Here is a 24,539-nt window from a genome sequence, read left to right as displayed (position 1 = left end):
GTGTGATAGATACATTCAGATAAAATTAAATTATATAATCGTAATTATGGTATGTCCTTATGGACATGGTGACTTGAATGTCAGGAAAAGCAGATCCACTTGAGGTCGCGAAGGAAACAAAGCCTTCGCAGGTAACTAACGAAGTGGAAGAAGATCCGTTTGAGATCGCGCTGAAACAGCTTAGAAAGGCTGCAAAAGTTTTGAATCTAGATGAGCAGGCTCTGGAGATATTGAGCTCGCCTCAGAAGATCCTTCAGGTGAGCATACCCGTCAAAATGGATGACGGTAAAGTGAAGGTATTTACAGGCTTCAGAGTGAGGCACAACATCGCCAGAGGACCGGCAAAAGGTGGTATAAGGTTCCATCCGCAGGAGACCCTTTCAACGGTAAAGGCCCTGTCCACATGGATGACATGGAAATGCGCCATAGCGGATATACCCTACGGCGGCGCTAAGGGTGGAGTGATCTGCGATCCGTCAACTCTGAGCCAGGGTGAGCTGGAGAGGCTCAGCCGCGGTTATATAAGGGCAATCGCTGATTTCATAGGACCAGATGTCGATGTACCAGCACCTGACGTGAACACAAACCCACAGATCATGGCATGGATGCTGGATGAATACGAAAATATAGTCAGGCACAATGCACCCAACGTTATAACCGGTAAACCGCTTGAGGTCGGCGGATCGCTGGGTAGATTCGACTCTACAGGAAAGGGCGGAATGTTCGTCCTCAGAGAGGGTGCAAAGAAGATCGGTCTCGATCTTTCAAAGGCGCGCGTGGCCGTTCAGGGCTTTGGGAACGTCGGTCAGTTCGCAGTCAAGTTCGTTCAGGAGATGTTCGGTGCTAAGGTCGTAGCTGTATCCGATATAAAGGGAGGCATATACAGCGAGAATGGCTTCAAGTATGAGGATCTTCTCGCCTGGAGCAAGAAGATCGGCAGTGTCGTTGGATTCCCAGGCTCCAAACCCATAACAAACGAAGAGCTCCTCGAATCAGACGTCGATGTTCTCATACCTGCCGCCATAGAGGAGCAGATAACCGCGAAGAATGCGGATAAGATAAAGGCAAAGATAATACTTGAGCTGGCAAACGGACCAACTACCCCTGAAGCTGACGAAATCCTCTATAAGAAGGGTAAGCTGGTGCTTCCTGATGTGCTCTCCAACTCCGGCGGTGTGATAGTATCATACTTTGAGTGGGTTCAGAACAACTACGGCGAATACTGGAGCACGGAGGAAGTATACAACAAACTTGATGCCAAGATAACCAAGGCGGCAAGACAGGTACTGGAAACAATGGATACATACCATGTGGATCCAAGGACGGCAGCATACGTGATTGCGGTTAAGAAAGTCGCAGATGCGATGAAAGTAAGGGGCTGGTATTAGAGCCCCAAATGATTTTTTATTTATTTCTTAAGTTTCAAATCTTGCCTGTTTAGGTATTTTTGACGATTTGAACATCGATAGATTTTCATCCTCTAGAAGATATTTTTTTATTATTTCAGCCTGTCTCACTATGGAGAAGCTTCTAGTCCTTCCATATTTCCCCATGTTCCTGTCATCCATCACGAGAAGGCCATAGTCTGCAAGTTCAGTGAGCAGATCACTGATCCTTCTTGGGCTAAGCGCGCTGAAGCCCAGATCATCGCATATCCTTCTGTAATTTTCGTAAATTTCTCCCGTAATTACAGAATTGGGTTCAATCTCCTGGGTCACGATTGCACTGAGGAGCACGATCTTGGAATGAAGCGGTAACGTATTTATGGCTTCCCTCAGCACATTCATTTCGTATCTTTCTCTGGCCTCATATATTTCGCTCTCTGTTATCCTGTTCTTGTTCTCCCTTATGGCTATCTCTATGGCTATTCTCATAAGGTCGATGGCCTTTCTTGCATCGCCATGTTCCTGTGCTCCTATTGCAGCACAGAGATTTATTGCGGTTTCGTCCACAACATTGGGGCCAAGAACCTTTTCGAGTCTTGAGGATATTATATCTCTTATCTCACTGGCGTTATATGGTGGGAATACTATACTTTCCTGATTTAATCTGCTCTTGATTCTGGCATCTATATTCTCCAGCACTGTTGTATCGTTTGTTATGCCTATCATCGATACCTTGACCGAATCAGCATCGGTGATCAGCTTCAGAAGAACGTAGAGGGAATCGCCGCCGCTCTTTCTGATGAGGCGATCCATCTCGTCCAGTATGACTATGAAGAACTTACCTGTCCTTTCAATGCGTTCCAGTGTTTCTCGGTATATCCTGTCTATGGGCCAGCCCAGTTCAGGGATCTTTTCTGCACTGGCATAATTGGCTATTGCGACAAGAATCGAATATGGTGAATCGTATATTTCGCAGTTGACATATACGACCGAAACGTTGCTCGCCGCTTCCATCAACATCTTAGTCACATACTTTGTTGTGGAAGTCTTTCCAGTGCCAGTCTTTCCATATACAATTATATTAGATGGTCTAGATCCTCTCATGATGCTGCTCAGTATGGTTACCATCTCGTTTATCTGGGTTTCCCTGTGAGGGAAAGAATCCGGTACGTAGTTCTCCTCTAGAAGTGAAAGATCAGCCTGTATTGTCCGGGTTCCAGCAAAGCGAGCGAACGGATTATCCATAGAGACATGAATAACGACACTCAGTACAAAACGTTTTTGCTACGAAAAGCGTAAAAAAAGCTCCCACAACGGTTAATCATTAAATATCATAAGGAATTTATTGAGCTGACTGGTAGTTTTCTGCCTTTGTTTTCAAGGTATTCCTTGATTGTCCCAATGAGGTAAATGGAACCGGTCACCAGTATAAAATCGGATCTACTGGCAGCGTCATTGATCGCTTCTATCGGATCAGCTATAACTCTGGCTTCTGTGAAAAGATACCCGTAAAGATCGTACAGTTTCTTTGGATCTACCGCTCTCTCCTTTTCCTCAGGAGTTGTGAAGATTATGTTATCCGAGATCTGTCTGATCACATGGAAATAAGCATAAGAATCCTTATCAGAAAGTATACCAGCAACTATCAGGGGCTTCTTTGTGAAAACCTTCCTGAAGGTGCTGACCATCTTGTTTACGGCGGGTGGATTATGAGCGGCATCTATTATGATCAGCGGATTGCGGCTTATTATCTCAAGCCTTCCGGGCCATCTTGCATTTTTAATTCCCTCTTCTATTTCATTTTTATTCACGTCAACATTGGAAGCTTCTATGGCCAGAACTGCAGTTGCAGCATTCAGGGCTTGATATTCGCCTATGAGCGAGGTCTCCAGGTGATAATTTCCATTCAACCCTTCAAAATCGAAAACCGTCCCATCTTCAGAAAGCGATAGATTCCTTATCTTTTGCGGATCCAGCATTATCAGACGAGAATTTCTTACCTGCGCTATACTCCTTATTGTTTTCACAACTTCAGGCTTCTGATCTTGAAGCACTATGGGCCTTCCATTTTTTATTATACCTCCTTTTTCGTATGCTATGGATGTTAGGGAACAGCCGAGCTTGTCTGCGTGTTCATAGCCCACCTGAGTTATCACACTAACCAGAGGTGTGACTATATTCGTCGCATCAAGTCTTCCTCCGAGTCCAACCTCCACGGAAGCATACTCGGCATTCATATCGCTGAAATACTGAAATGCCATCATAGTTGTGACCTCAAAGAACGTTGGGTTTCTGTTTATTCTGGCGAGATCTTCAATCATTTGCCTATATTTATCCACGAAAGCGTCTATGTAAGCATCTGGTATCATTTCGTCATTTACGATTATTCTTTCATTGAATTTTATGAGATGAGGTGATGTATATAGCCCGGAACTATACCTTCTCCTCAATATTGAATAAATGAATTCTGATGTTGATCCCTTGCCATTGGATCCGGTTATATGAAAGCTCTTGAACTTGTTCTCTGGATGTCCGATCATTTCGGCAAATCCTCTCATGACATCAAGATCAAACTTTATGCCTTCCCTCTTCAAGTTATATAGATAATCAAGATTTGAGAGCACGGGTTGAAATCATATGGCAATATATTATGTTATCACCTCCTGCTAATCTTAGAGGTGATTTTCAGTGAAAGCGTAAGTCCAAGAGAAATTATCAAGTCAATATTCTCAATGATCAGATATGTTAGATCTCGATGTGGGATAAATATATTGATAAAGTCCGCTTATTTCTAGCAATTTCTGAGACATCTCCATACATGCAAGACCGTTTTGCGATCGAATTTAGAATCATTGAGTTTCATGAATTCTGTATAAAATGGAGAATGCCGTTGAAATGATAATCTAAGAAGGAGATTTATCTGAAGCTGAATCAAAGATGTTCCGAAATACAAAATCGAAAACTACATAATGAAGCTCACGATTTTCCGTAGGCACCGTTTACCTTCGCGGAAACACATTGACGCGTTTGGAAGAAAAGTATTTCATATATGCGGAGGTTGTCGAGACTGGCCAAAGGCGATGGATTCAGGGTCCATTCCCGAAGGGGTTCGAGGGTTCAAATCCCTCCCTCCGCATTCTTTTGATTCATTCAGTTTATCCATTAATGTATAACGGCCATGACCTTTGTTGTGATTGAATATAATAGAACAATTGCAAATGAGGAATATGATATAGTGGAAAGATACGCGAATAGTACATATCTGTAATTCATATCTTTGAGGTTATACACTATAAATGATATTGCTACTGCGATCACGCTGATTATTATCTGATACATGATACGCAACGTGAGAGGTAGACCATACATCCATTGCAGAGCCGGCAATAATGTGATAAAATTGACAACAAGCACAGAAGTTGAGGAAGTCATTATGAAAGACGAAAGGCCTGAATAAATCAGCGAAACATAAAGTATTGAGGATTCAAGCAGACTTATTGTTAAAGCGATGAGAAGAGCATAATTGATCGTGGGATCCCACTTTGGTAGAACTGATCCAAGCTTCCCATAAGGAACAAGCAGGAGAAAAACAAGAAACCACATGGAAATTGAATAAAAGATTATGAAAAGATAATAATAATCTATAATTTTATATCTCGCATAATCAACATGGGTGAATTTTTTCCAGTGCCTTATGATTGTATATGTCAGACCATTTTTAATCGCCTTGGAATATAACCCATTCGTTGAAATGCGATACATCAGCAGATCAAACTGTAATGGTCCTTTCGTTTTTTCTATCTCTGAACTGAACTGATTTTGATACCTTATCCTAGGTATCTTGAACCTATAGAACACTAATCTAAATGGATTCATTCTAACCATAAACACAAGTATCAGCGAGAATATGACGAATGATACTATGTATGCAGGCACAAAAATGAGTGAAATTTTTATCATGGCATATTTTAATAAATTATCATTTTTCCATTTATAAATATTTTCACTATTCAAATATTTATGAAAAATTTCATCGATATCCTAGAAGTTATAAATCATCCTGTTTTTGCGGTATTATCTTTCAAAATCTTATCGGTATCGAATCTGAATGATGAGAGAAAGTCAAAATCCGTATTATAGAGATCGCGAACATCGGTGAGTCCATAGAAGATCATTGCAAGTCTTTCCAGACCCATTCCCCATGCCATCACCGGAGCCCTGAGCCCAAGTATCTTGAGAACCTCTGGCCTGAAAAGACCAGATCCACCGAGTTCAACCTCTCTGCCGTTTATTTTGACTATGACATCAAGACTAGGTTCCGTGTAAGGATAATAAGATGGAACGAGCTTTATTTCTTTGAATCCTAGCTTGGAATAAAAATCTCTGAGGATCCATTTCAAGGTTGACACGCTAACTTCCTTACTGTAAACCGCCCCTTCTATCTGGTAGAATTCCGCCAGATGCTTCCAGTCTACGCTCTCATGTCTGAAGACCTTTTCTATGGAGAATATTGCCTGCGGAGGTTCATTATTTTGATAGAGGTATCTGGCAGTATTAACCGTGGTATGAGTTCTCAGCACTAGTCTTCTTGACTCTTCCGCGGACCAGCGGTATCCCCAACCTGTATATCCATCAAAGCCTGTCTCATGAATTCTCTTTATTTTTTTAGATATCTGATCATTATCTATCACGAAACCAGGAGAGTCGACGTAGAAGGTATCCTGCATATCCCTTGCTGGATGATCCTGGGGAATGAAAAGGGCATCCATATCCCACAGCGTGGATTCTATGTATTGTCCACTCATTTCAGTGAATCCCATATTCAAGAAGATTTGCCTTATCTCCTCTATTAGGTATGTCATTGGATGCTTGATCGCTCCCTTGATCTGTTTAGCTGGTGAATTCAGATCATATTTTCTGAACTTTTTATTCCTCCAGTTTCCAGACGATATTATGGAGGGATCCAGCGTTCCTATTGTCCCCTCCTGATCGAATCCAGAAATCGCTTCAACCGCCGTATCTCTCAATTTTACGATGCGTTCCGTCTTTGTTTTTTCTTCGATTATACCAGATCTATGCCTGAAATGATCGATCATTTCCTTGTCATCCGGATCGAGGTTTGAGAGAAATCTCTGCCTAGCTTCCAGGATTTCTGATATACCTGGATCTTTGAACGTTAGTTTTCCATTTTTAGGAGTTATTCCGAATTTAGCAAGCTGGGCCAGTGCTATTCTGTAGCTCTCTGGCATTAGATTCCTGATCTCATCGAGCGTTATCTCCTTCATTTCTTCAAGCTTCCTGTAGAGGACAAGTTCAGGCAACCCTTCTTTGAGGTATCTCCGCCCCTCTTCTGATAATGTATAAATTTTTGTCTCTTTCTTTTCAACATCTATTAGGCCTTTGACCTCTAGCCATGAGATGGCGCTGGCTATCTCTCTTTCTGAGAGTCCAGTTATTGATAATTCCGACTCTCTTGCCTCGCCCCCATGAGATTGGATTGCCAGGAGAACTTTATATTCTGCATCACTGATCTGAACCATCAGGATGGGTATGCAATTATGATCTATATATTATTTCATCTTCGATTTTGTGGTGAAAATGTCTAAACTATGCGGAATGTATTGCCATAATTTTTTAAAAATATGTTTTATTTAAGCCGAAAATTTTAGCTTCATAATGCCGAAAATATTATAATAGTTAATAGTCTATAATAAATCGAAATAAATCATTGAAATATCAAAAACGGTGTTGAAATGAATGATTGAGCATAAACTTTTTATATTTATTAATGCTATATTCAATATGAATAAGAATAATGATAGTAATAGTATATTGGATGTCCTTCTAAATACGAAATTCAATATGGGCATCACCATCGCTTTCATAGCGTTCTTCCTGATAATCAGCCCGTTGTTGCCAGATGTGTCTTGGTTCAGGCTTGGAGATTTCACATTGGACATGGTGAATTTCTATCATACGGTAATGATACCGTTCGCTTTTTTGTTAATCCTTTACACAACTGATCTACTGTCACTTCCAGGTTTTGCTAAGAAATCAATAAACATAAGCACTATTCCAGTTCTTCTGCTCACAGTACTTGGTATGGTATTCTTCTATCCTACATCAACACAATATGCGGACTACGTTTTGCAGGCTCTGAGGGACGTGTGGATGCTTGTCGTTGCCCTGATATTCTTTATCGGTCTTATATATTTCCCAATAAAGGAGAAACAGAGGTTCAAGCTTATCTGGGGATCGTACATCCTCATACTGGCAGCTACTGTATCTGCAGGAATAGCGGCAGTGATGGGTATGGTGTATGAATATGGAAATCTCTTCGGCTATTCATCGATTCCTTTCTTCAATTCGCTCGTAAACTCATGGGGAGGTCTGCAGACATTCCTAGGGAATCTAGTTACATCGCATTCTCATGAGATGTTGCCAGCGGTTATGGGTGGCATAGTGGCTGTTGCTGCGGTTTCATTCGGATATGAGAAACTCAATTCCACAAAGAGAACGATAGTCAATTTGGGTATGGTCGTAAGCCTTTTCGGTGTTATCGCGATGACCTATCTTTACATAATATCGTCATTCGGAACGTACGTCATTCCCACCTTGTTTGCTTTTGGACCCTATGGAATGGATGGCCTTGCAGAAGACGATACTATGACCGGTCTAGTCGGATGGGGCGCTCTGATATCTATACTTGGTCTTTATTATACAACTAAGAATGAGGAAAGGAGTGAAAACAGGCTTCTCATACTTTCAGAATTCTTTGTTTGGCTTGCCACTATGGCAGTTATGGTCGGCGTAGGCTATGCTATAGAATTCAATGAGGCATTCTTTGGCTTCGCTACGCCAGGAGTTCCGCCCAATGGCGGACCAGGATATCTCTATGATATGGCATATACGAATGGCCATCTACTATATGCCTTCTTCATGATGCCGATGATAGCGGGTGCGCTGATACTGATCTACAGATATTCATCAACGGCGAAGATAAAACTTCTTTCCGCTTATCTGACACTGACCGGTGTTGTGATCGGAGGCTTTGGCCTGATATACTACGTGATCAATCTCCATTGGGTCCTTGAAGCTATTGGTCTGGCCTTTGTTGTGCTGGCCGTAGGAGTTTCAGCACTATCATTCTTCATGGGGGAAAGCTCGCGTAAGCAGGCCAGCATGAGGACAGCCCATACATGAGAAAATTGATAAAACCATGATTCAAAATTTTTTAAAATAATTCTTCGGACAGAATGCAAAATTCAAATTTTTTCCAATATTATAGGAGATGTATGATGAGACAATCCCGCATGAAAAATCTCCATTATTATATTGTCATTCTTATCATTTTCGAGAAAAAGTTATCAATGGTATAGCTATAATTTATCTATAAAATATCTGATGTTCATGAAGGGATATTTTAAATGTTCAGGGATATCGAAGACGTATTCGAAGGGTCAGATCGCCCTCAGAGATGTCTCCTTCGAAATACCAATGCGGGGCATATTTTCGCTCATAGGGAGAAACGGCGCGGGTAAAACTACGCTGGTGAGAATACTGGCCACTGAGCTAATGCCGACTTCTGGCAATGTCATCGTTGATGACATCGACATAATCAATGATCCCGATACCATAAGACGGAGGATAGCGATAATACCGCAGGAAGCAAGGGCTATATCATGGCTTACACCTATGCAGACCATAACCACTTTCTTGCTCTACAGAGGAGTAAAATATTCTGAAGCTAAAGCGAAGGCAAAGGAGGTTCTGAAGGAATTTGGTCTTACGACTGTTTCGGATAAGTTGAACAGGACACTCTCCGGAGGCCAGAAAAGGAAGGTTCTGGTAGCTGCACTGGTGGCTTCAGATGCAGATATACTGTTCATGGACGAGCCAACAACAGGTCTAGATCCGATATCTAGGGCGGAGCTATGGGATATACTTTCATATCTAAAGAAAGATAAATTCATATTCTTGACCACGCACTACCTTGAAGAGGCGGAACGCCTGTCTGATCGCATAGGTATACTCGATCAGGGAGAGATCAAGGCAATAGGTACTATGTCCGAACTTCGTGCAAAGGTTCCAAAAAAGTACAGTATAAGCCTTCTTGATGGAGATCACGAAAGCGTTGAAATCGACAATAATGGATCCATAATAAAGATAGGAAGCAGGATATTCGTGGATGAAAATGAAGCCTATGCTATAGCTAAGGATCTTATAAACAGGAACATAAGATTTTCAATAAATCCAGTGTCTTTGGAGGACATATACTATAGCATAGTAAAGAGGGACATAAGAGGTGAGGATCATGTACAGGAGTAGCCAGATGGCCGCATCTATATTGGTGAACGCAGTATATGCGATGAAGAATTTCCCGATCACGCTGGTCAATACACTTCTTTCTCCATTATCCTTCCTTTTGGTTATCACATTGGCAAGTCATGGTAGGCTCCTGTCCGTTTCGCTCGGGGGCGCCCTTATAATGTCAATGGTATCCAGCGGAATTGGACTGCAGGGCGATCTATCCCACCTTAAGAATGATTTCAAGCTTCAGGACATGGTTGTGAGCTCACCCACAACTGCTTCGGTATATCTTGTTGGAATGGCCATCTCTGAGATAGTGTATTCAGTACCGGCCATAGCAGTGCTCGGAGTGCTGGCCTCCATCTACATTCATACGACCGTAACGGGTATTTTCCAGATAATTGCAGTCATGACTCTTATGTTCTCGTTTTCCATACTGCTTGGATTCACTCTTGCCACCATCACATACGATATAATACAGAGCTGGGCTTTTTCTGGAATAATATCAACTCTTATATCGACGATTCCGCCTGTGTATTATCCAATCACGTACATACCGATGCCGTTTAGATATGCGGCCTATGCCTCTCCAACCACGTACGGTGCTGAACTTGTCCAGAATGCCATAGGGTTTGTCCATATATCTACTGCATCATTCATAACTGACTGGATAATCCTGATACTGATAAATGTGGTATTTCTCTTCATAGCTGTTAAGAAAGCGAGATGGAGGGAGGTATGAAGCAATCAATCCTCCACATATGATACAGGAAATCCCATCTCTAGCCATTTCTGAATGCCGCCTGGCACGTCATATACCTCAAATCCTCTGGAGCTGAGAAGTTCGACGGCCACGCGACTGCGATTGCCATGTGCGCAAATTATCGCATAAGTTCTGTTTTTTTCAAGATCTATATCCTGCTCCATGATCTTTGAAAAGGGTATATTTATCGATCCCTCTATGAATCCGGTGAATAGCTCAAACTCCTCACGGATGTCAAGTATTTGGAAGTCTTTAAGATGAGAGTAAAGTCTATCCGGATCGATCTTTCTGTAATATGAGTATGGGTATATATTAGTCCAGGATCTATCTGTATTATCATAGAGTATCTTTACATTGTCTGGAAGATCGGAATTCATCAACATTGATACGTCGTCTTCTGAAGATGAAAATACCATCACGTTTTCATATCTGATGTCCGGCCTTGAAACTACCTTCTTTACGTCTTTTGCAGGCATAGGAAACGAGAATGGTGGATGAAACTGATTATATAAGCTGAGGGGATCAGTATCAATAATTATTGACGATTTTCCAGAGAGAATTTCCGTTATCTCCTCGAAATAAAGGTTTCCTTTAGCAATCCTCACAAAGGTGAACTTTTTCTTGGCATATAAATGAATTGTATCTCTATCTGACAAAATGATAACAATAAATATGATATCATTTTTAAAGAATCTAGGTAATCATTCATTTTTCACAGCCAAACAGTCTGAAAGGTAAAGATCAACGATAGCTGTCCTGAAGATGGATCTATTTACAAAGCAGTCAATCGTCCATTTCAGCAATTCTCACATTACTTTAAAGTATTTTGATTTGAATCCAGCTCACCATTCAATATATAGATCGACATATATTGGCATTCTAACAAAATACTATAATTGTGAGTATGAGGATTTAGAAAATCCTTAAATACCAACCTTCCAGTTTCGAGAGCATGCCAAATGATAAATCGGCACTTAAAAAAACGGCTGTTATATTAGCTGTCTTAGTAGTAGCGATATCTTCTCTCACTGTAATCTTCAGCGTTCCCGCGACGGAATCAACTACGACGGTCAGTCCTCTTTCATCTTCATCAGATGGTAATTCTACGTTATATCTATCTCCAGGTCCAACGCCAGCCTTTACGGACAATTTTAATCCGTTTGATGGGGTATGGCTGACACCGGCCGGTATCATGGGACTGATATACGAACCGCTTTTGCAGATAAATACCTACAATGGTACAGTTATTCCATGGCTTGCTACCGGTTATTCCTGGAATTCAAATGCTACGGTCTTAACATTATATCTTAGACACAACGTAACATTCAGTAATGGAGTACCATTTAATGCGAGTAGTGTCCTTTTCACATTTAATGAGCAGAAAAAATTATTCGATGAGTGGGGCGCTATAAAATCAATATACGAAGTGAACCCCTATGAGGTTCAGTTCAACTTCACAAGTCCAAACACAGAGTATCTGTTCTATGTTGGCTCCAACGTTATGATACTGCCACAGCAGTTTCAAAATACATCCAATCCGGTCAGCGAGATAATAAAGAATCCAATTGGAACAGGCCCTTACATCCTTGAAAGCTTTTCACCTCAGAAGATAATCCTCACAGCAAATCCTAACTACTGGCAGAAGGGTGAGCCGAAGATAAAGAATGTTGTGTATATTGATTACACAAGCAACAGTGCTCTCACTCTGGCTCTGCAGACAGGTCAGGTCGAGTGGGCATCAGTGTTCGCTCCTAATATAACAACGCTATTTGTATCAAAGAATCCAGAATACAACCATTACTGGTTCCCACAGGGACAGCCTGTTACCTTATTGCTTAATGATCTCGTGTATCCTCTAAATCAGTCATTCTTCAGGCAGGCAATAAGTGTGGCCATAAACAGAACTGCGATAATGAACATTGGAGAATATGGATACGAGCAGCCAGCAAATGCTGCAGGTCTACTGTATCAGCAGCTAGGCGAGCTCAATTCAACCAACCTTGCAATGGCCAACAGGCTCTCGACGTACAACCTCACATATGCGAAGCAGATCCTTGCGGATCATGGTTTCACGATAAACGCGACAACTGGCAGGTTGACCGCGCCAAATGGAACACCCGTACCAACCCTCAGCCTGATGTCCGTAGCTGGTTATTCTGACTGGGACACAGATATAGCGTTAATCGCGAATGAGTTGAATCAGCTTGGTATATCTGTGAACATCGAGACACCGACGCAGAACACCGTTGCCAGTGACGTAACTGATGGGCAGTATCAGATGGCTCTCTACGTTGATACTGGTATCGGTCCAAGCGCATGGTACGATTACAGTGGTCTAGTGGGCAATATAGTAAAGATAGGAAGTCCGGCATACACAAATCCAGAGAGATGGAATGCCACCGGTACGGGCTTTATGCAGTATTTCAATAACTATACTGCGCTCACCAATGCGACACAGCAGAATCTTTACATAAACAAGATGGCATCGATAATGCTGCAGCAGATGCCTATAGTCTATGTGGTTTATTCTGCTGACTGGTACGAATATGTAAATAGCAGCATTGAGGGTTGGCCTAACGCTCAGAATCCATACTGGATCCCAATGCCGTGGTATCCAGGGCCAAACGAGGTCGTTATCCTGCATCTCTATCCAGTCAACAGCAAATCAACTGGCGGGCTGAATCCACTAGTTTACGACATAGCCGGCGCAGCTATCGTGGTGGTCATAGTGGCAGCGATAGCTGGACTGTACGTCAGGAACAGAAAAATCAAAGCTAAATAATGGGAGGGAATGTGATAGTGATCATGGTGCATGGTAATGAAAATCCCAATAAAATATATAATTAAAAAATTATCATTATTTTTCGGTATCTTTCTCGGCGCTGTCACATTGAACTTTCTTCTGCCAAGAATGATGCCAGGCAATCCAGCAGTCGTTGTATATAATGAGATTTTAAAGGCCGGAGGAAGCGGGATAAATCCAAGCTATCTGCATCAGCTTGAGGTGGAGTACGGAATATCCAATGCACCGATCTATGATCAGTACTTTCAGTATCTCTGGAATCTATTCCATGGTAATCTTGGAATCTCCATTGCGTTTTACCCAGAACCAGTCTCCTCAATACTGGCTGAGGCATTGCCATGGACATTATTTCTCGTGATCTCCTCAATAACGATATCGTTTTTCATTGGAAACCGTCTTGGAAGATACGCTGGAGTTAACAGAAACACGTACAGGGATCTGGCAATAGACATCTTTGCTATGTTCATGGCATCATTTCCGGCTTTTGTACTTGCCTTCATAGTTCTTGATATCTTTTCAGTATATGGCCACATATTTCCACTTGGTGGTGCATATGGTCTTGACGTTACAATGGGCTTCAACGTCCCATTTCTGATCAGCGTTATGTATCACGCCTTCCTTCCAATTCTGACTATAATATTGACATCTCTCGGCGGCTGGGTTTTAGGTATGAGAAATAACATAATTCCAAATTTGAACAGCGATTTCATCAACTTCTCTGAAAATCTCGGATTTAAGGATTATCAGATAAAGAGCATAGCATACAAAAACGCGTTGCTTCCAAATATGACGGGTTTTGCTATGTCCATAGGTCTGTCTGTCAGCGGTGTGATCATAGAGGAATCCATTTTCTCATATCCAGGTGTGGGTCTCTACATGATAACCGCAATTGATTCGCTCGATTATCCATTGATGCAGGGCATATTTCTTATGGTCGTTATTGCAGTTCTAGTAGGTAATCTTGTGGTTGATATACTTTACGGATTTCTAGATCCCAGAATAAGGCAGGAGGGTGAGTGAATGCAAGATCAGAATTATCATCGCATTCCAGAGAGATCAGTTCATTATGAAAGATTTATGTCAGTGATGGAAAAGATAAGATCATCGCTGGGCGTAATTCTGGAAAACAATAAGTCTAGAGTGGGCTTCGCTCTCCTGATAGGCATTGTTGTATTTTCAATTGTGGGAATATTTTATACACCATACCAACCTGACGCTTACCTATTCGCTAGGGGTCTTCCACCAAATTCGGTCAACATACTAGGAACCACTGGTTATGGTCAGGATGTGTTTTCACAGTTGCTGGGAGGCGCTGCGCCAACCCTGATGATTGCCTTTTCAGTTGGTGTGTTCGGAACGCTTATATCGGTATTCGTCGGTCTTCTTTCAGGCTTCGCTTCCAAAAGAGTAAATGAGGCCATAAATGCCATAATAAGCATATTCCTGGTTGTGCCAGGTGTTCTGCTGATTATGCTCTTCGGTACCTATTTCCTTGGTATACATGAGAGCCTCGGATATCTGCCAACAATAATAATTCTCGTTATCACTGGATGGGCCTTTGGGGCAAGGACCTTCAGATCCATAACATTATCAATAGCAAAGAGGGATTATATTCTATCCTCTCTGCTCATAGGGGAATCCAGGATGAGTATAATATTCAGACAGATAATGAGAGCTATAATGCCCGTGGTGGTATCCAACTTCTTTTTCACTTCGATGTATGGTGCAATGGGTCTCACATTTGTTGAATATCTGGGTGTAGGAAACGTCGAGCAGGTTAACTGGGGTACGATGCTTTATTGGGCTATAAACAATGAAGCCTATCTAACAGGACAGTGGTGGTGGATCCTTCCGCCCAGCATAATGATATCGATGCTGATGTTCTCATTCATATTGTTGAACTTTGGTCTGGATGAGATGGCCAATCCATCGCTGAGGGTATACAGCAGAAAAAAGAGGATTGTTAAGAATGATTGAGGTAATTAAAACCGAGAACGTCTCCAAAGTATTTCAGATGAGAAAGGGCTTCGCTGCAGTTCAGAATATAACTGCCCTGAACAATGTAAATATATCTCTCTCTGATGGTGAAATACTTGGCCTAGTTGGAGCAAGTGGTAGCGGTAAAAGCACAATAGCAAGGATTCTTGTCCTCCTTTACAGGCCAACATCTGGAAAGATCCTATTTCATGATAGAGATGTTTCGGGCATAAATGGCCATGAGCTGAAGCAGTACAGATCGAAGGTGCAGATGGTCTTCCAAGATCCATACGCCTCGCTGGATCCATATCATACTGTGGCGTGGCATATAAGGAGACCTTTGAAGATAATTCATTATAAGGGGGATGTTGAGGAAAGAATCGACGCGCTTCTTCAGATGGTAAGATTAGACCCACCAGGCTATTTCAGGGATAAGTTCCCCCATCAGTTGTCCGGAGGACAGAGGCAGAGGGTTTATCTGGCCAGAACTCTTGCGCTTGAACCTGAGGTTCTCATCGCGGATGAGCCTGTTTCGATGCTCGATGTTTCCCTACGAATTGAGATATTGGATCTGTTGGAAAAGATAAGAAATGATTTAGGTATAAGCATAATTTACATAACGCATGATCTGAACACTGTCAGTATGATAACAGATAGACTTTACGTAATTCATAATGGTGAGATAGTGGAAAGCGGAAAAACAGAGGAAATACTTTCAGACCCAAAGGATCCGTACACAAAATCCCTGATAGCAGCTGCGCCTGATCCATATAAGAGAATCTGAGGGGATGATATGCAATCCGACATAATCTTGGATGTTAAAGATCTCACTGTAGGCTATGATTCAGAAAACGGATACACGACAATTATAAAGGACTTCAACCTAAGGGTCAGAAAGGGTATAATACTCGGGATAGCCGGCGAATCTGGTTCTGGAAAGAGCACCCTGGCCCAGGCTATATACAGATCTCTGAAGTATCCTGGCCAGATCTTATCTGGAGAAGTCATGTTTCAGGGTCAGAATATATTGAGCATGGCGCCTGAAGATCTCAGGAGGATACGTGCAACCAAATTCTCATTCATACCTCAGGCCGCTATGAATGCCCTGAATCCAGTGAAGAGAATAAGATATCAGTTCTATGATCTGATGATAGCTCATGGATTGCAGCCGGAAACAAATGATGATATGATCGTTTCCACAATAAATATGGTAAGGCTGAAGGACACTGTGCTTGACAGCTTTCCGCATGAACTAAGCGGAGGAATGAGACAGAGGGTTGTCATAGCGATGTCACTTTTGTTCAAACCCGATCTTGTCATATTGGATGAACCAACAACTGGATTGGATGTGCTTGTTGAACATGACATTTTAAAGGATCTCAAAGCAATACAGAGGCAGAGATCCCTAACTATGATATTCATAACACACGATCTGTCTATTTTGTACGAGATAGCAGATGAGATTGCAATGATGTATGCCGGCGAGATAGTGGAACTCGGAACAAGGGATGATATGCTCAGCGATCCACAGCATCCGTATAATTTTCTGTTGTTAAAGAACATACCAAGGATTGGCTCAAAGCGCGTTCCCGGGCTAAGGCTTTTGGGCAACCCAAGCAATTACAGGGAGGGATTTGCTGGCTGCCAGTTCAGTACGAGATGTCCGTTCTCTCAGACATTATGCGAAGAAAGCCATCCTGATCTGGTGAGCGACGATGGCAGTCACTTCAGACGTTGCATTAGATATCCTGCATGGAGAGTTTCAATAAAACAGGCGTAAGAAATTGACGGCGTCTGCTTTCTTATTGGGTATTGCGGCATATCTTAATCTGAATCACATCTCCATGCATGGCAAGGTAATAGTATAGGCCATAGAGCGTTATGTAGCAGCGATCTAGTTAGTTTTCATTCTGTAAGATCCAGATACCTATAGAAGATTTTTGAATCGGCTCCATATGATGAAGTAAGCAACTTATAGCGAAATTAAGCTTCAATCGATATGATCATTTCAATACCATTAATTTTTTATAAAATACGTATGCAATAAATACCTATGAATGTTCGCTTAGTTAAGTGCGCTTTTTATTTCTCTTTGCCCGGATTATAACGTAGGATAGAGCGACGATTATTGGCAGTAATGATAGAGCGAGTATCATAGCGAGGTGATCAGGAACATTCCCAAAGCTAACATTTTTAGATGTTCCATTGCTAGGGTGGATCACGGAAATAGTACCAGAATATGTATTTGTGACGAAAACATATCCATTTTCAGGATCCGCGACATCCCTGAATGGATAATCCCCAACCTGAATTGTGGATGATAATTCATAGGTTGTATCATTTATCGCATATACATTGTCTGTTCCTGAATTTGAAATGTATATATTCTGATTGTACGGATCGTAGCATACTCCTTCTGGTCCTGATCCAGTATTTATCATTGCTATGATTCTATTGTCCGAGTTTATAACGGAGGCGGTATTGGAATTGAAGTTGATCACATATATGCTTTCAGTCCGTGAGTCATAAGCGACACCCTGTGGACCAGAGCTTACGTTTATAGAATCTTCGACAGTATTGTAGGTTGCGTTTATCACAGATACGTTGTCAGACCCAAAATTTCCAATATATATCATACCATTGGATCCATCGTAGGCACCTGAAAACGGGCTTAATCCGACATCTATCGTCGATACCACAGAATTATCATACGGATCGATTACAGAAACATTGTCCGAAAGCTGATTTATAGAGTAAACGTATCCATTCTCCGTATCCACCACTAATCCGGCTGGGCCTGAACCAGTGTTTATCTCTGCGATCGATCGACCATCACCTGCGTCTACGACCGATATGTTGTTTGAATCATAGTTAGCTACATAGATTAAATTATTGAACGGATCAAAGGCTACGCTTGATGGTCCCCAGCCGACATATACGATTCCAGCCAGCCTTAAAGAGCTTGAATTAATAACGTAAACAAAATCTGAATACGCATTGGTCACATATATCATTCCGTTTGACTGATCATAGCATATCCCTTGGGGACCGGACCCAATATTTATAGTAGAGATTATTCTGTTTTCAGTGGTATTTATCAGCGTCAGATTATTTGTGTACTCATTCACTATGCATAATTCAGATCCAGAGAGCCCGAAAACTCCATAAGGATTCAGGCCTACATTGAATGTCTTTATCACAGAATATGACGAAGCTGATATTACGGATACGGTATTGGAATTGAAGTTTGTAACGTAAGCCTCCCCGTTGTTCTGATCAAATGATATCTGAAATGGATCATAGCCTACGTTGACAACGGATAACCGCCTTCCAGATGGGCTAAGAATAGTTACTTCATTAGCCAGCTGATCTGCAACCAGTATATTGCCGTTAGAAGGATCGACCGCAAGCCCAGCAGGTCCGGCACCGACTGGGTAGATACCCAAAATGCTATCATTGGCTGGTGAAATAATTGCAACTTGATTTTTGCTGTACTGAGAAACATAAAGATAACCATTATAACCGTTAAAAACAACATCCGATGATCCTGGAAGGGCGATCGTGCTGGACACATGATCGGATCCTGATATTACTGATATAGAGTTGGAATAGGAGTCAGCAACATAGAGGTTATTATCTTGAGGATCGTACGCAATGCTCTGAGGCCCCGATCCAACATCTATGCTCTCCATAACGGAGAAAGACAGTGGATCGATAACGGAGAGGTTTCCGGAACGCTGATTTGCAACATAGATCATATTATTGTGTCCATCGCAGAGAACAGCCATCGGGCCTGATCCCACTGGGATCGTATCTATGATATCCCCATCAGATGGATCTATAACGCAGACATTGTTGGTAAAGTAGTTCGCGACGAAAATGTAACCATCGGCTGTATCGAACGATCCTGTCGTAGGCACAATTGCATTTCCAGTATCTAGAAAATTACCATCATAAAGCGATCCGTTCAATAGATCGAGGGTATCAACGGTGCTTCCGACTGAAGATCTAGTATTTTCTTCTGCGTATGTGATACTCTCGAAATTCTCAGCATGAATTAAGGGAATGAGACTCAGAGTCAAAATTGCAGTAATGGATAATGCGATAATCAATTTGTGTAATATTTTGATAGGCATTTTCTTCAGAATCTGTCGCTTGCGATCCAGTCAAGTTCTTCGGGAACGCCATTGTTTTCAGCAATTTCTTTGAAAACAAATGCAGACGGCCTGATGTATCTCCTCTTGGTGCTGAAGTCCACTTTCACGAGACCGAATTTTTTGGAGAATCCAGATGCCCACTCATAATTGTCTGTGAGTGCCCAATGCAGGTAGCCCTCAACTCTGGCGCCGTCTTTTATAGCCCTTTCCAGATTCTTTAAATGTGAAGCAACATACCTTGGCCTTAATCTGTCCGAGTCATCCGCGATTCCATTCTCAGATATCATCATCGGAAGACCTATACGTTTCTGATAGGCCATCACCAGATTATATATACCTTCAGGGTACACCTCCCATCCAGTATCGCTGACCGAACGACCATCGAGGGATTTATCCCTATCACCGGTGGCATAACCATACCCTTGGACAATTGCCCATCGATCATTTTCCTTCTGTATAACATCTCTGCTGTAATAATTTACACCTACCCAATCAAGATGATCAACCATATCTTTTCTGTGATCCGACCCATATTTTATGCCTTTGCGATCGGCCGATCTGGCGTACCATGATAGATCACCCTTCATTATTGCGTCAAAGAACGAGTACCTTATCTCATATTCCGCTAAGTCCCTCGCTTCTCTATCTTCGTCCGTCCTTGGCTGCATATCCCCGTTTGCATATACTATGCCTACAGGTTTCCTGGAAAATTTCTTTATGGCGTCATAGGCTCTGACGTGTGCTTCTGTGAAGAACTTCTTCCTTATGGCCATGGAGTCTGGGTTCCAATCTGTGCTGCATTGTCCATTGAATAAAATATTAGGTTCATTCATGGTGGACCATCTGTCCACGAGATCATCAAATTTACTGGCCGTATATGCTGCAAATTTTGCAAATTCGATAACGGATCTTCTGTTGAAGCAATTTCCCACACCGTTATCCTTCTCACGATCCCTTCGGGAAGGGTCATTTATCCAGATCGGTGTAGACCAGTGATAGAGATTTGCAATTACGAAGAAACCTCTCCTCTTGAGATCCATTATCATATGTCTGTAGTGATCTAGGGATCTGTAGTTTGCAAGGCCTTCGAGTTTTTCTAAAGTTCTTTCATCTATGTCCACATTGATTATATCGCCATTATCTTCCTGCACTCCAACTTTGACAGCTTCGGTCGATATTGGGAAAATTCTGGACCATTCTATCCCGATCCTTGCGGTGTTCATACCAATATGCTGCGCAATATCATGGTCCTTGCGATACAGATCCCAGTATGCGGCCCCATTTTCTGGAAGATCACCAGAAACTATGTGGTTTTTGATGTTATACTCGTCATGAGCCCATGAATACCAGTCTGTATTTGGATCAGGATCACTCAGTCCCATTTCAAACTGAAAACCAGCTTCTGAAAAACCAAATTTGAATCCCTTAGGAAACATTGAAATTCATTTTCCTGATATACTTAAAATTTCCTGAATCACAGATACTCATTGTTGTAGTATTGAGGGATGAAGTTTCACATTTATCATCTTGATATCCTCCAGGGTTGCAGTCTTTCCACCTACTGAATAAGTTTTATCTCCACTCTTGATGTAAAATGTATTTCTAACAAATGGGATCCTCTCGGTCTTGATAATTTCACCTTTGATCGTCCTTCTGTCGTCATGGTAGAAGCCTTCCACTTCAGCATCCAGTTTTATTCCTCTTGAGAACATGAAATCTATTGCATCGCATGTAAGCCATATATTGCAAAATTTTATCTCTCGTGCGATATAGAAATTTTTGACTATCCTTGACACACTCCAGAGAGACTGATTAAAATAATATGACATAACGTGAATAAAATTATCCTCTTCGAAGTAAAGCGCGTATTCACTGTTGCCCTTCTCCGCCTCCACGCTTATGATACATGATCTTCTGTCAGAGATAACCATTTCAGTTGGCTTTCCGTGTATCGTTCTGACTATGGCCTGCCCTTCAAACTGAACGTCCTCATCAGTAAAGACAAGTACCGCCACGGTGACTCCACGACTTGAGGCTCTTTGCAGGTATTCTTTCAGATCATAGAATTTATGGCTGGATAAAGAAATTATGATCTCATTCTCTGCTTCATTGATCATGCTTTGCATCTTCTGTATTATGCCGTCATAACCTTCCACAAGCGAAAGGAAGGTAGAATATCTGTCAGGGTACATCTTCTTATTCTCAACATAACGCTGAAGGTTAAGGGAATAGGAATCAAGCCAGTCTTTTTCTCGCTTCAAAACCTGCGATACTGGTATGGCCTTGTATATCTTTTTCTTTCCCATGCTCTCCTCTATGAAACCCTTTTTGATAAGAGAGTTAAAGAGATCGTATACTCTGGGCTGCGGTATACCGGTGAGTTTCACTACCTCGGTTGAACTCATCGGTCCCTTTAGCACCAGTACCTCGTATATCCTGATCTCGTATGGAGAAAGCCCGAATTTTGAGAGACCGGAGAATATGTCATTTTCCATTACCATGTTATTGAAAAACAGATAAATAAGTTTAGATGCATCAAATATTATGGTTCATTGATAAATCTAAGGTCATTGGATCATGAAAATTAATGTTTTTCTAAATCGAGTTGCAAGCTCTCTCAAGAAATCTGGTGTTAATTTGATGGAATGTGCAATTCAAAGTTATCGCTGCACCCTATGCATATTAATAAGCCTCTGAGATTCTTGATCATGCTTGATTTTGATATCGCCGAGATGCTCACTGAAGATAGACCGAATAGGTACTGGGAAATGTTGAAACAGATAGGTGTGAAGCATGCCGTCGGCGTTCTGCCGAGATGGTTCAGCGACTGGAGGATGCACAGCGAAGATGAGCCATGGGGATACCTTTCGCTTTTGAAATATAAGAACATGCTTTCCGATAGTGGCTTTAGTCTTGTGGCCATAGAAGATAATCCACCAATGGAAAGGATAAAACTGGGCCTTAATGGCAAGGAAGAGGATATGGATCATATCGCTCATATGATGGAAAATTTCGGAAAGCTCGGTATAAATCTGTGGTGCTACAATTGGATGGCGGGGATCGGATGGGTGCGAACGTCGACGCACATCAACAGCGAATTTGGCAAAGTTTCAGGTTTCAGATACAGCGACGTTGAAAATGCTGAAAAATATCGTATCCGAATAGAAAGATCGGATCTGTGGAAGAATCTTAAGGAATTTCTTGATTTCATAATTCCTATTGCTGAGGAAAATGATGTTAAACTGGCCATGCACCCTGATGATCCTCCAATACCTGATCTGATGGGCATCCCTAGAATAATGAACACGATAGAGGCATATGATAAGCTCTTAGAACTAAATAGAAGCGGGTACAATGGCATAGCGCTATGTCAGGGTAATTTCACGCTGATGACGGATAATCTGCCAGCCGTCATAAGGCATTTCAACAGGAGGATAGCCTTTGTGCACTTCAGAGATGTAGTTGGGGACAAGAACAATTTTACAGAGACACTCATAGGGCACGGCAAAACAGATGCTTATGAATGCATGAGGGCATATAACGATGTGGATTTTGATGGGATTATGCGCGTTGATCACGTGCCCACTCTATCTTCAGATGATGCAACCGTGCCAGGTTATTCGTATCTCGGCCGTCTCTACGCTATAGGATACATAAATGGACTACGCGATGCTGTGAATTCTCTCAGTTGAATCATGATTATATTTTCTACCTCTATTTAGTCTGAAGTTTCATCCTATAGATAATTTATAATACTTTTTTTACGCCATTATACTATTTTATTTGTTGTTAAAAAATTAAGGTGAAATCGGGATCGAGGTGATATTTAAACGTCTGGAGTACTTATAGGTGCTTTTATGCTTAAACCACCATCTACAAGCAAAGACACGCCTGTTATGAATGATGCCTCATCTGATGCAAGGAATGCCACTGCATTGGCCACTTCTTCAGGCTTTCCGATTCTAAGCATTGGATGTGATCTGCCCCACTCCTCCTTTTTCTTTTTTATTTTGACCGGATCATCACCCACCTCCAGTTTAGCTGCCTTATCAACAAGCGGCGTATCTATTGTTGCTGGAAGAACTGCATTGCATCTTATTATTGGGGCATAATCAAGTGCTATACTCTTCGTTATGCCGATTATTGCATGTTTAGATGTTACATAGGCAGCAGCATTCTTCGTTACGATGTTGGCCTGTACGGAAGAAATATTGACTATACTTCCTCTGCCATTGACCTTCATAACTTTTATAACCTCTCTTGAAACGTTGTATACGCCATTCACATTGACGCTCATTATACGGTTCCACATCTTTTCGTCAGTCATATCCAAAGGGGCGTATTCCTCAATCCCAGCGTTGTTAACTAGGACGTCTATCTTTCCGAATTTCTCTGTAACTTTGTTCACGGAAAGCCTAACATCATTATGATTTGAGACGTCACCCTTTAGATACATTACACCATTGTCTTCTTCCTCTGGATCATCTATTGAAAATGAAATGACGTTGCATTTCTCTAGCCTGAATCTATCTACTATAGCTTTTCCAATGCCTCTCGTACCTCCAGTGATCAATACAGTCTTTCCGTTTAGATCCTTGTACATACGACGATCAGATGCATTTTCTATACTTTTCCTTTCCGTTATGTAATATGCTGATCATATAAAATATAAATTGAAATAATAGCAGCCAACTGTGAATTTTAATTTTGAATAACGTTGAGAAATATCGGTGATATTTACCAGTGAGAAGAATAATTCATAAGTCTGCTATTTTATTCATGAGATAGTATCCTGCAGAGAATGAGGAGAATCTGTATTCCCTTACAAAACATCGATAGAATAGTTGAATCGACTGGTGAAAAATTATTTACTTCTAATGATAGACATAATCCGCATATGTTGAGGAAATGCTTGAAGATAAATTATTGAAAAATGATCGTTTGTGCAATGTTTGAAAAATTGGACTTTTTGGAAAGGTATATATGAGCTATTTCCCATGGAAATATTCAGCAGATACTTTGCAAGATTTATAGGAATAGGGCTTGTATAGATCGAAACCAAGCCCGTGTACATCACGATATTGGGCTCTTCCGTAATATACGCGTGTGGATAGAATTTTTCACTGAAAGGAAGTTCGAAGACT

At 41.5% G+C, this 24,539-nt stretch carries 19 protein-coding genes and 1 tRNA gene; 11 read left to right on the top strand and 9 right to left on the bottom strand.

The genetic code is table 11. The features are described 5' to 3' along the window. Positions 1 to 77 precede the first annotated feature (77 nt). Entirely contained in the window at positions 78 to 1,388 is a 1,311-nt protein-coding gene (locus DMB44_RS04755) for a Glu/Leu/Phe/Val dehydrogenase (protein ID WP_237265297.1), read from the top strand. Positions 1,389 to 1,415: 27 nt separating this feature from the next. Here the strand turns inward: DMB44_RS04755 and DMB44_RS04750 are convergent, their stop codons facing one another. Beyond that, positions 1,416 to 2,630, bottom strand: coding sequence for an ORC1-type DNA replication protein (locus DMB44_RS04750; RefSeq protein WP_110641362.1), 1,215 nt, complete (start codon positions 2,628 to 2,630; stop codon positions 1,416 to 1,418). 86 nt (positions 2,631 to 2,716) lie between these two features. Beyond that, a complete protein-coding gene (locus DMB44_RS04745) occupies positions 2,717 to 4,009 on the bottom strand; it encodes a folylpolyglutamate synthase/dihydrofolate synthase family protein (protein ID WP_110641360.1) in 1,293 nt (430 codons plus the stop codon). Positions 4,010 to 4,436: 427 nt separating this feature from the next. On the opposite strand from DMB44_RS04745, the gene DMB44_RS04740 reads away from it, so the two are divergent. Next, a tRNA-Leu gene (locus DMB44_RS04740) sits at positions 4,437 to 4,521 on the top strand. Positions 4,522 to 4,547: 26 nt separating this feature from the next. Here DMB44_RS04740 and DMB44_RS04735 read toward each other — a convergent pair. Continuing rightward, positions 4,548 to 5,345, bottom strand: a complete 798-nt coding sequence (locus DMB44_RS04735; RefSeq protein WP_110641358.1) for a hypothetical protein — start codon at positions 5,343 to 5,345, stop codon at positions 4,548 to 4,550. Positions 5,346 to 5,440: 95 nt separating this feature from the next. Beyond that, positions 5,441 to 6,925: a phenylalanine--tRNA ligase subunit alpha gene (locus tag DMB44_RS04730; protein WP_110641356.1), complete on the bottom strand. Its 1,485-nt coding sequence runs from the start codon at positions 6,923 to 6,925 to the stop codon at positions 5,441 to 5,443. Between the two features lie 262 nt (positions 6,926 to 7,187). Here DMB44_RS04730 and DMB44_RS04725 point away from each other — a divergent pair, with 262 nt between their 5' ends. The 3 genes from DMB44_RS04725 (at position 7,188) to DMB44_RS04715 (ending at position 10,437) form a co-directional block, all read left to right on the top strand. After that, positions 7,188 to 8,588, top strand: coding sequence for a hypothetical protein (locus tag DMB44_RS04725; protein WP_110641354.1), 1,401 nt, complete (start codon positions 7,188 to 7,190; stop codon positions 8,586 to 8,588). A 207-nt stretch (positions 8,589 to 8,795) separates the two neighbouring features. Beyond that, complete coding sequence (locus DMB44_RS04720) at positions 8,796 to 9,713, top strand: ABC transporter ATP-binding protein (protein ID WP_110641386.1); 918 nt, start codon at positions 8,796 to 8,798, stop codon at positions 9,711 to 9,713. After that, positions 9,700 to 10,437 carry an ABC transporter permease gene (locus tag DMB44_RS04715; RefSeq protein ID WP_237265296.1) on the top strand — a complete coding sequence of 246 codons (738 nt, stop codon included), beginning with the start codon at positions 9,700 to 9,702 and terminating at the stop codon, positions 10,435 to 10,437. Before DMB44_RS04720 ends, DMB44_RS04715 begins: the two co-directional genes overlap by 14 nt. Before the next feature lie 5 nt (positions 10,438 to 10,442). Here DMB44_RS04715 and DMB44_RS04710 read toward each other — a convergent pair whose 3' ends face one another. After that, a complete protein-coding gene (locus DMB44_RS04710; RefSeq protein ID WP_153280155.1) occupies positions 10,443 to 11,063 on the bottom strand; it encodes a rhodanese-like domain-containing protein in 621 nt (206 codons plus the stop codon). A gap of 347 nt (positions 11,064 to 11,410) precedes the next feature. On the opposite strand from DMB44_RS04710, the gene DMB44_RS04705 reads away from it, so the two are divergent. From DMB44_RS04705 to DMB44_RS04685, 5 genes are all read left to right on the top strand, one after another. Further along, entirely contained in the window at positions 11,411 to 13,240 is a 1,830-nt protein-coding gene (locus DMB44_RS04705; protein ID WP_110641348.1) for an ABC transporter substrate-binding protein, read from the top strand. Positions 13,241 to 13,348: 108 nt separating this feature from the next. Then, positions 13,349 to 14,281: an ABC transporter permease gene (locus DMB44_RS04700; protein ID WP_237265295.1), complete on the top strand. Its 933-nt coding sequence runs from the start codon at positions 13,349 to 13,351 to the stop codon at positions 14,279 to 14,281. Next, positions 14,282 to 15,238: an ABC transporter permease gene (locus tag DMB44_RS04695; protein WP_110641346.1), complete on the top strand. Its 957-nt coding sequence runs from the start codon at positions 14,282 to 14,284 to the stop codon at positions 15,236 to 15,238. After that, complete coding sequence (locus DMB44_RS04690) at positions 15,231 to 16,022, top strand: ABC transporter ATP-binding protein (protein WP_110641344.1); 792 nt, start codon at positions 15,231 to 15,233, stop codon at positions 16,020 to 16,022. Before DMB44_RS04695 ends, DMB44_RS04690 begins: the two co-directional genes overlap by 8 nt. 9 nt (positions 16,023 to 16,031) lie before the next feature. Then, positions 16,032 to 17,018, top strand: a complete 987-nt coding sequence (locus DMB44_RS04685; RefSeq protein WP_110641342.1) for an ABC transporter ATP-binding protein — start codon at positions 16,032 to 16,034, stop codon at positions 17,016 to 17,018. Between the two features lie 289 nt (positions 17,019 to 17,307). Here DMB44_RS04685 and DMB44_RS04680 read toward each other — a convergent pair whose 3' ends face one another. Genes DMB44_RS04680 through DMB44_RS04670 form a run of 3 tightly spaced genes read right to left on the bottom strand, consistent with a single transcriptional unit; the run spans position 17,308 to position 21,890 of the window. Continuing rightward, positions 17,308 to 19,320 carry a YncE family protein gene (locus DMB44_RS04680; RefSeq protein ID WP_161952099.1) on the bottom strand — a complete coding sequence of 671 codons (2,013 nt, stop codon included), beginning with the start codon at positions 19,318 to 19,320 and terminating at the stop codon, positions 17,308 to 17,310. Between the two features lie 59 nt (positions 19,321 to 19,379). After that, the gene (gene bgaS / locus DMB44_RS04675) at positions 19,380 to 20,831 is read right to left on the bottom strand and encodes a beta-galactosidase BgaS (protein ID WP_110641338.1); all 1,452 of its coding nucleotides are present in this window, start codon (positions 20,829 to 20,831) and stop codon (positions 19,380 to 19,382) included. A gap of 48 nt (positions 20,832 to 20,879) precedes the next feature. Then, positions 20,880 to 21,890: a TrmB family transcriptional regulator gene (locus DMB44_RS04670; RefSeq protein WP_161952098.1), complete on the bottom strand. Its 1,011-nt coding sequence runs from the start codon at positions 21,888 to 21,890 to the stop codon at positions 20,880 to 20,882. A 213-nt stretch (positions 21,891 to 22,103) separates the two neighbouring features. On the opposite strand from DMB44_RS04670, the gene DMB44_RS04665 reads away from it, so the two are divergent. Then, positions 22,104 to 23,087, top strand: a complete 984-nt coding sequence (locus tag DMB44_RS04665) for a mannonate dehydratase (RefSeq protein WP_110641334.1) — start codon at positions 22,104 to 22,106, stop codon at positions 23,085 to 23,087. Between the two features lie 134 nt (positions 23,088 to 23,221). Here the strand turns inward: DMB44_RS04665 and DMB44_RS04660 are convergent, their stop codons facing one another. Next, on the bottom strand, positions 23,222 to 23,998 hold the full coding sequence (locus DMB44_RS04660; RefSeq protein WP_110641332.1) for an SDR family oxidoreductase: 777 nt from the start codon (positions 23,996 to 23,998) through the stop codon (positions 23,222 to 23,224). Positions 23,999 to 24,539: the final 541 nt, after the last annotated feature.

The organism is Thermoplasma sp. Kam2015, assembly GCF_003205235.1.
Taxonomy (GTDB): Archaea; Thermoplasmatota; Thermoplasmata; order Thermoplasmatales; family Thermoplasmataceae; genus Thermoplasma.
The sequence above is the reverse complement of the archived record's forward strand: the minus strand, read 5'-3'. Positions and strand labels throughout refer to the sequence as shown.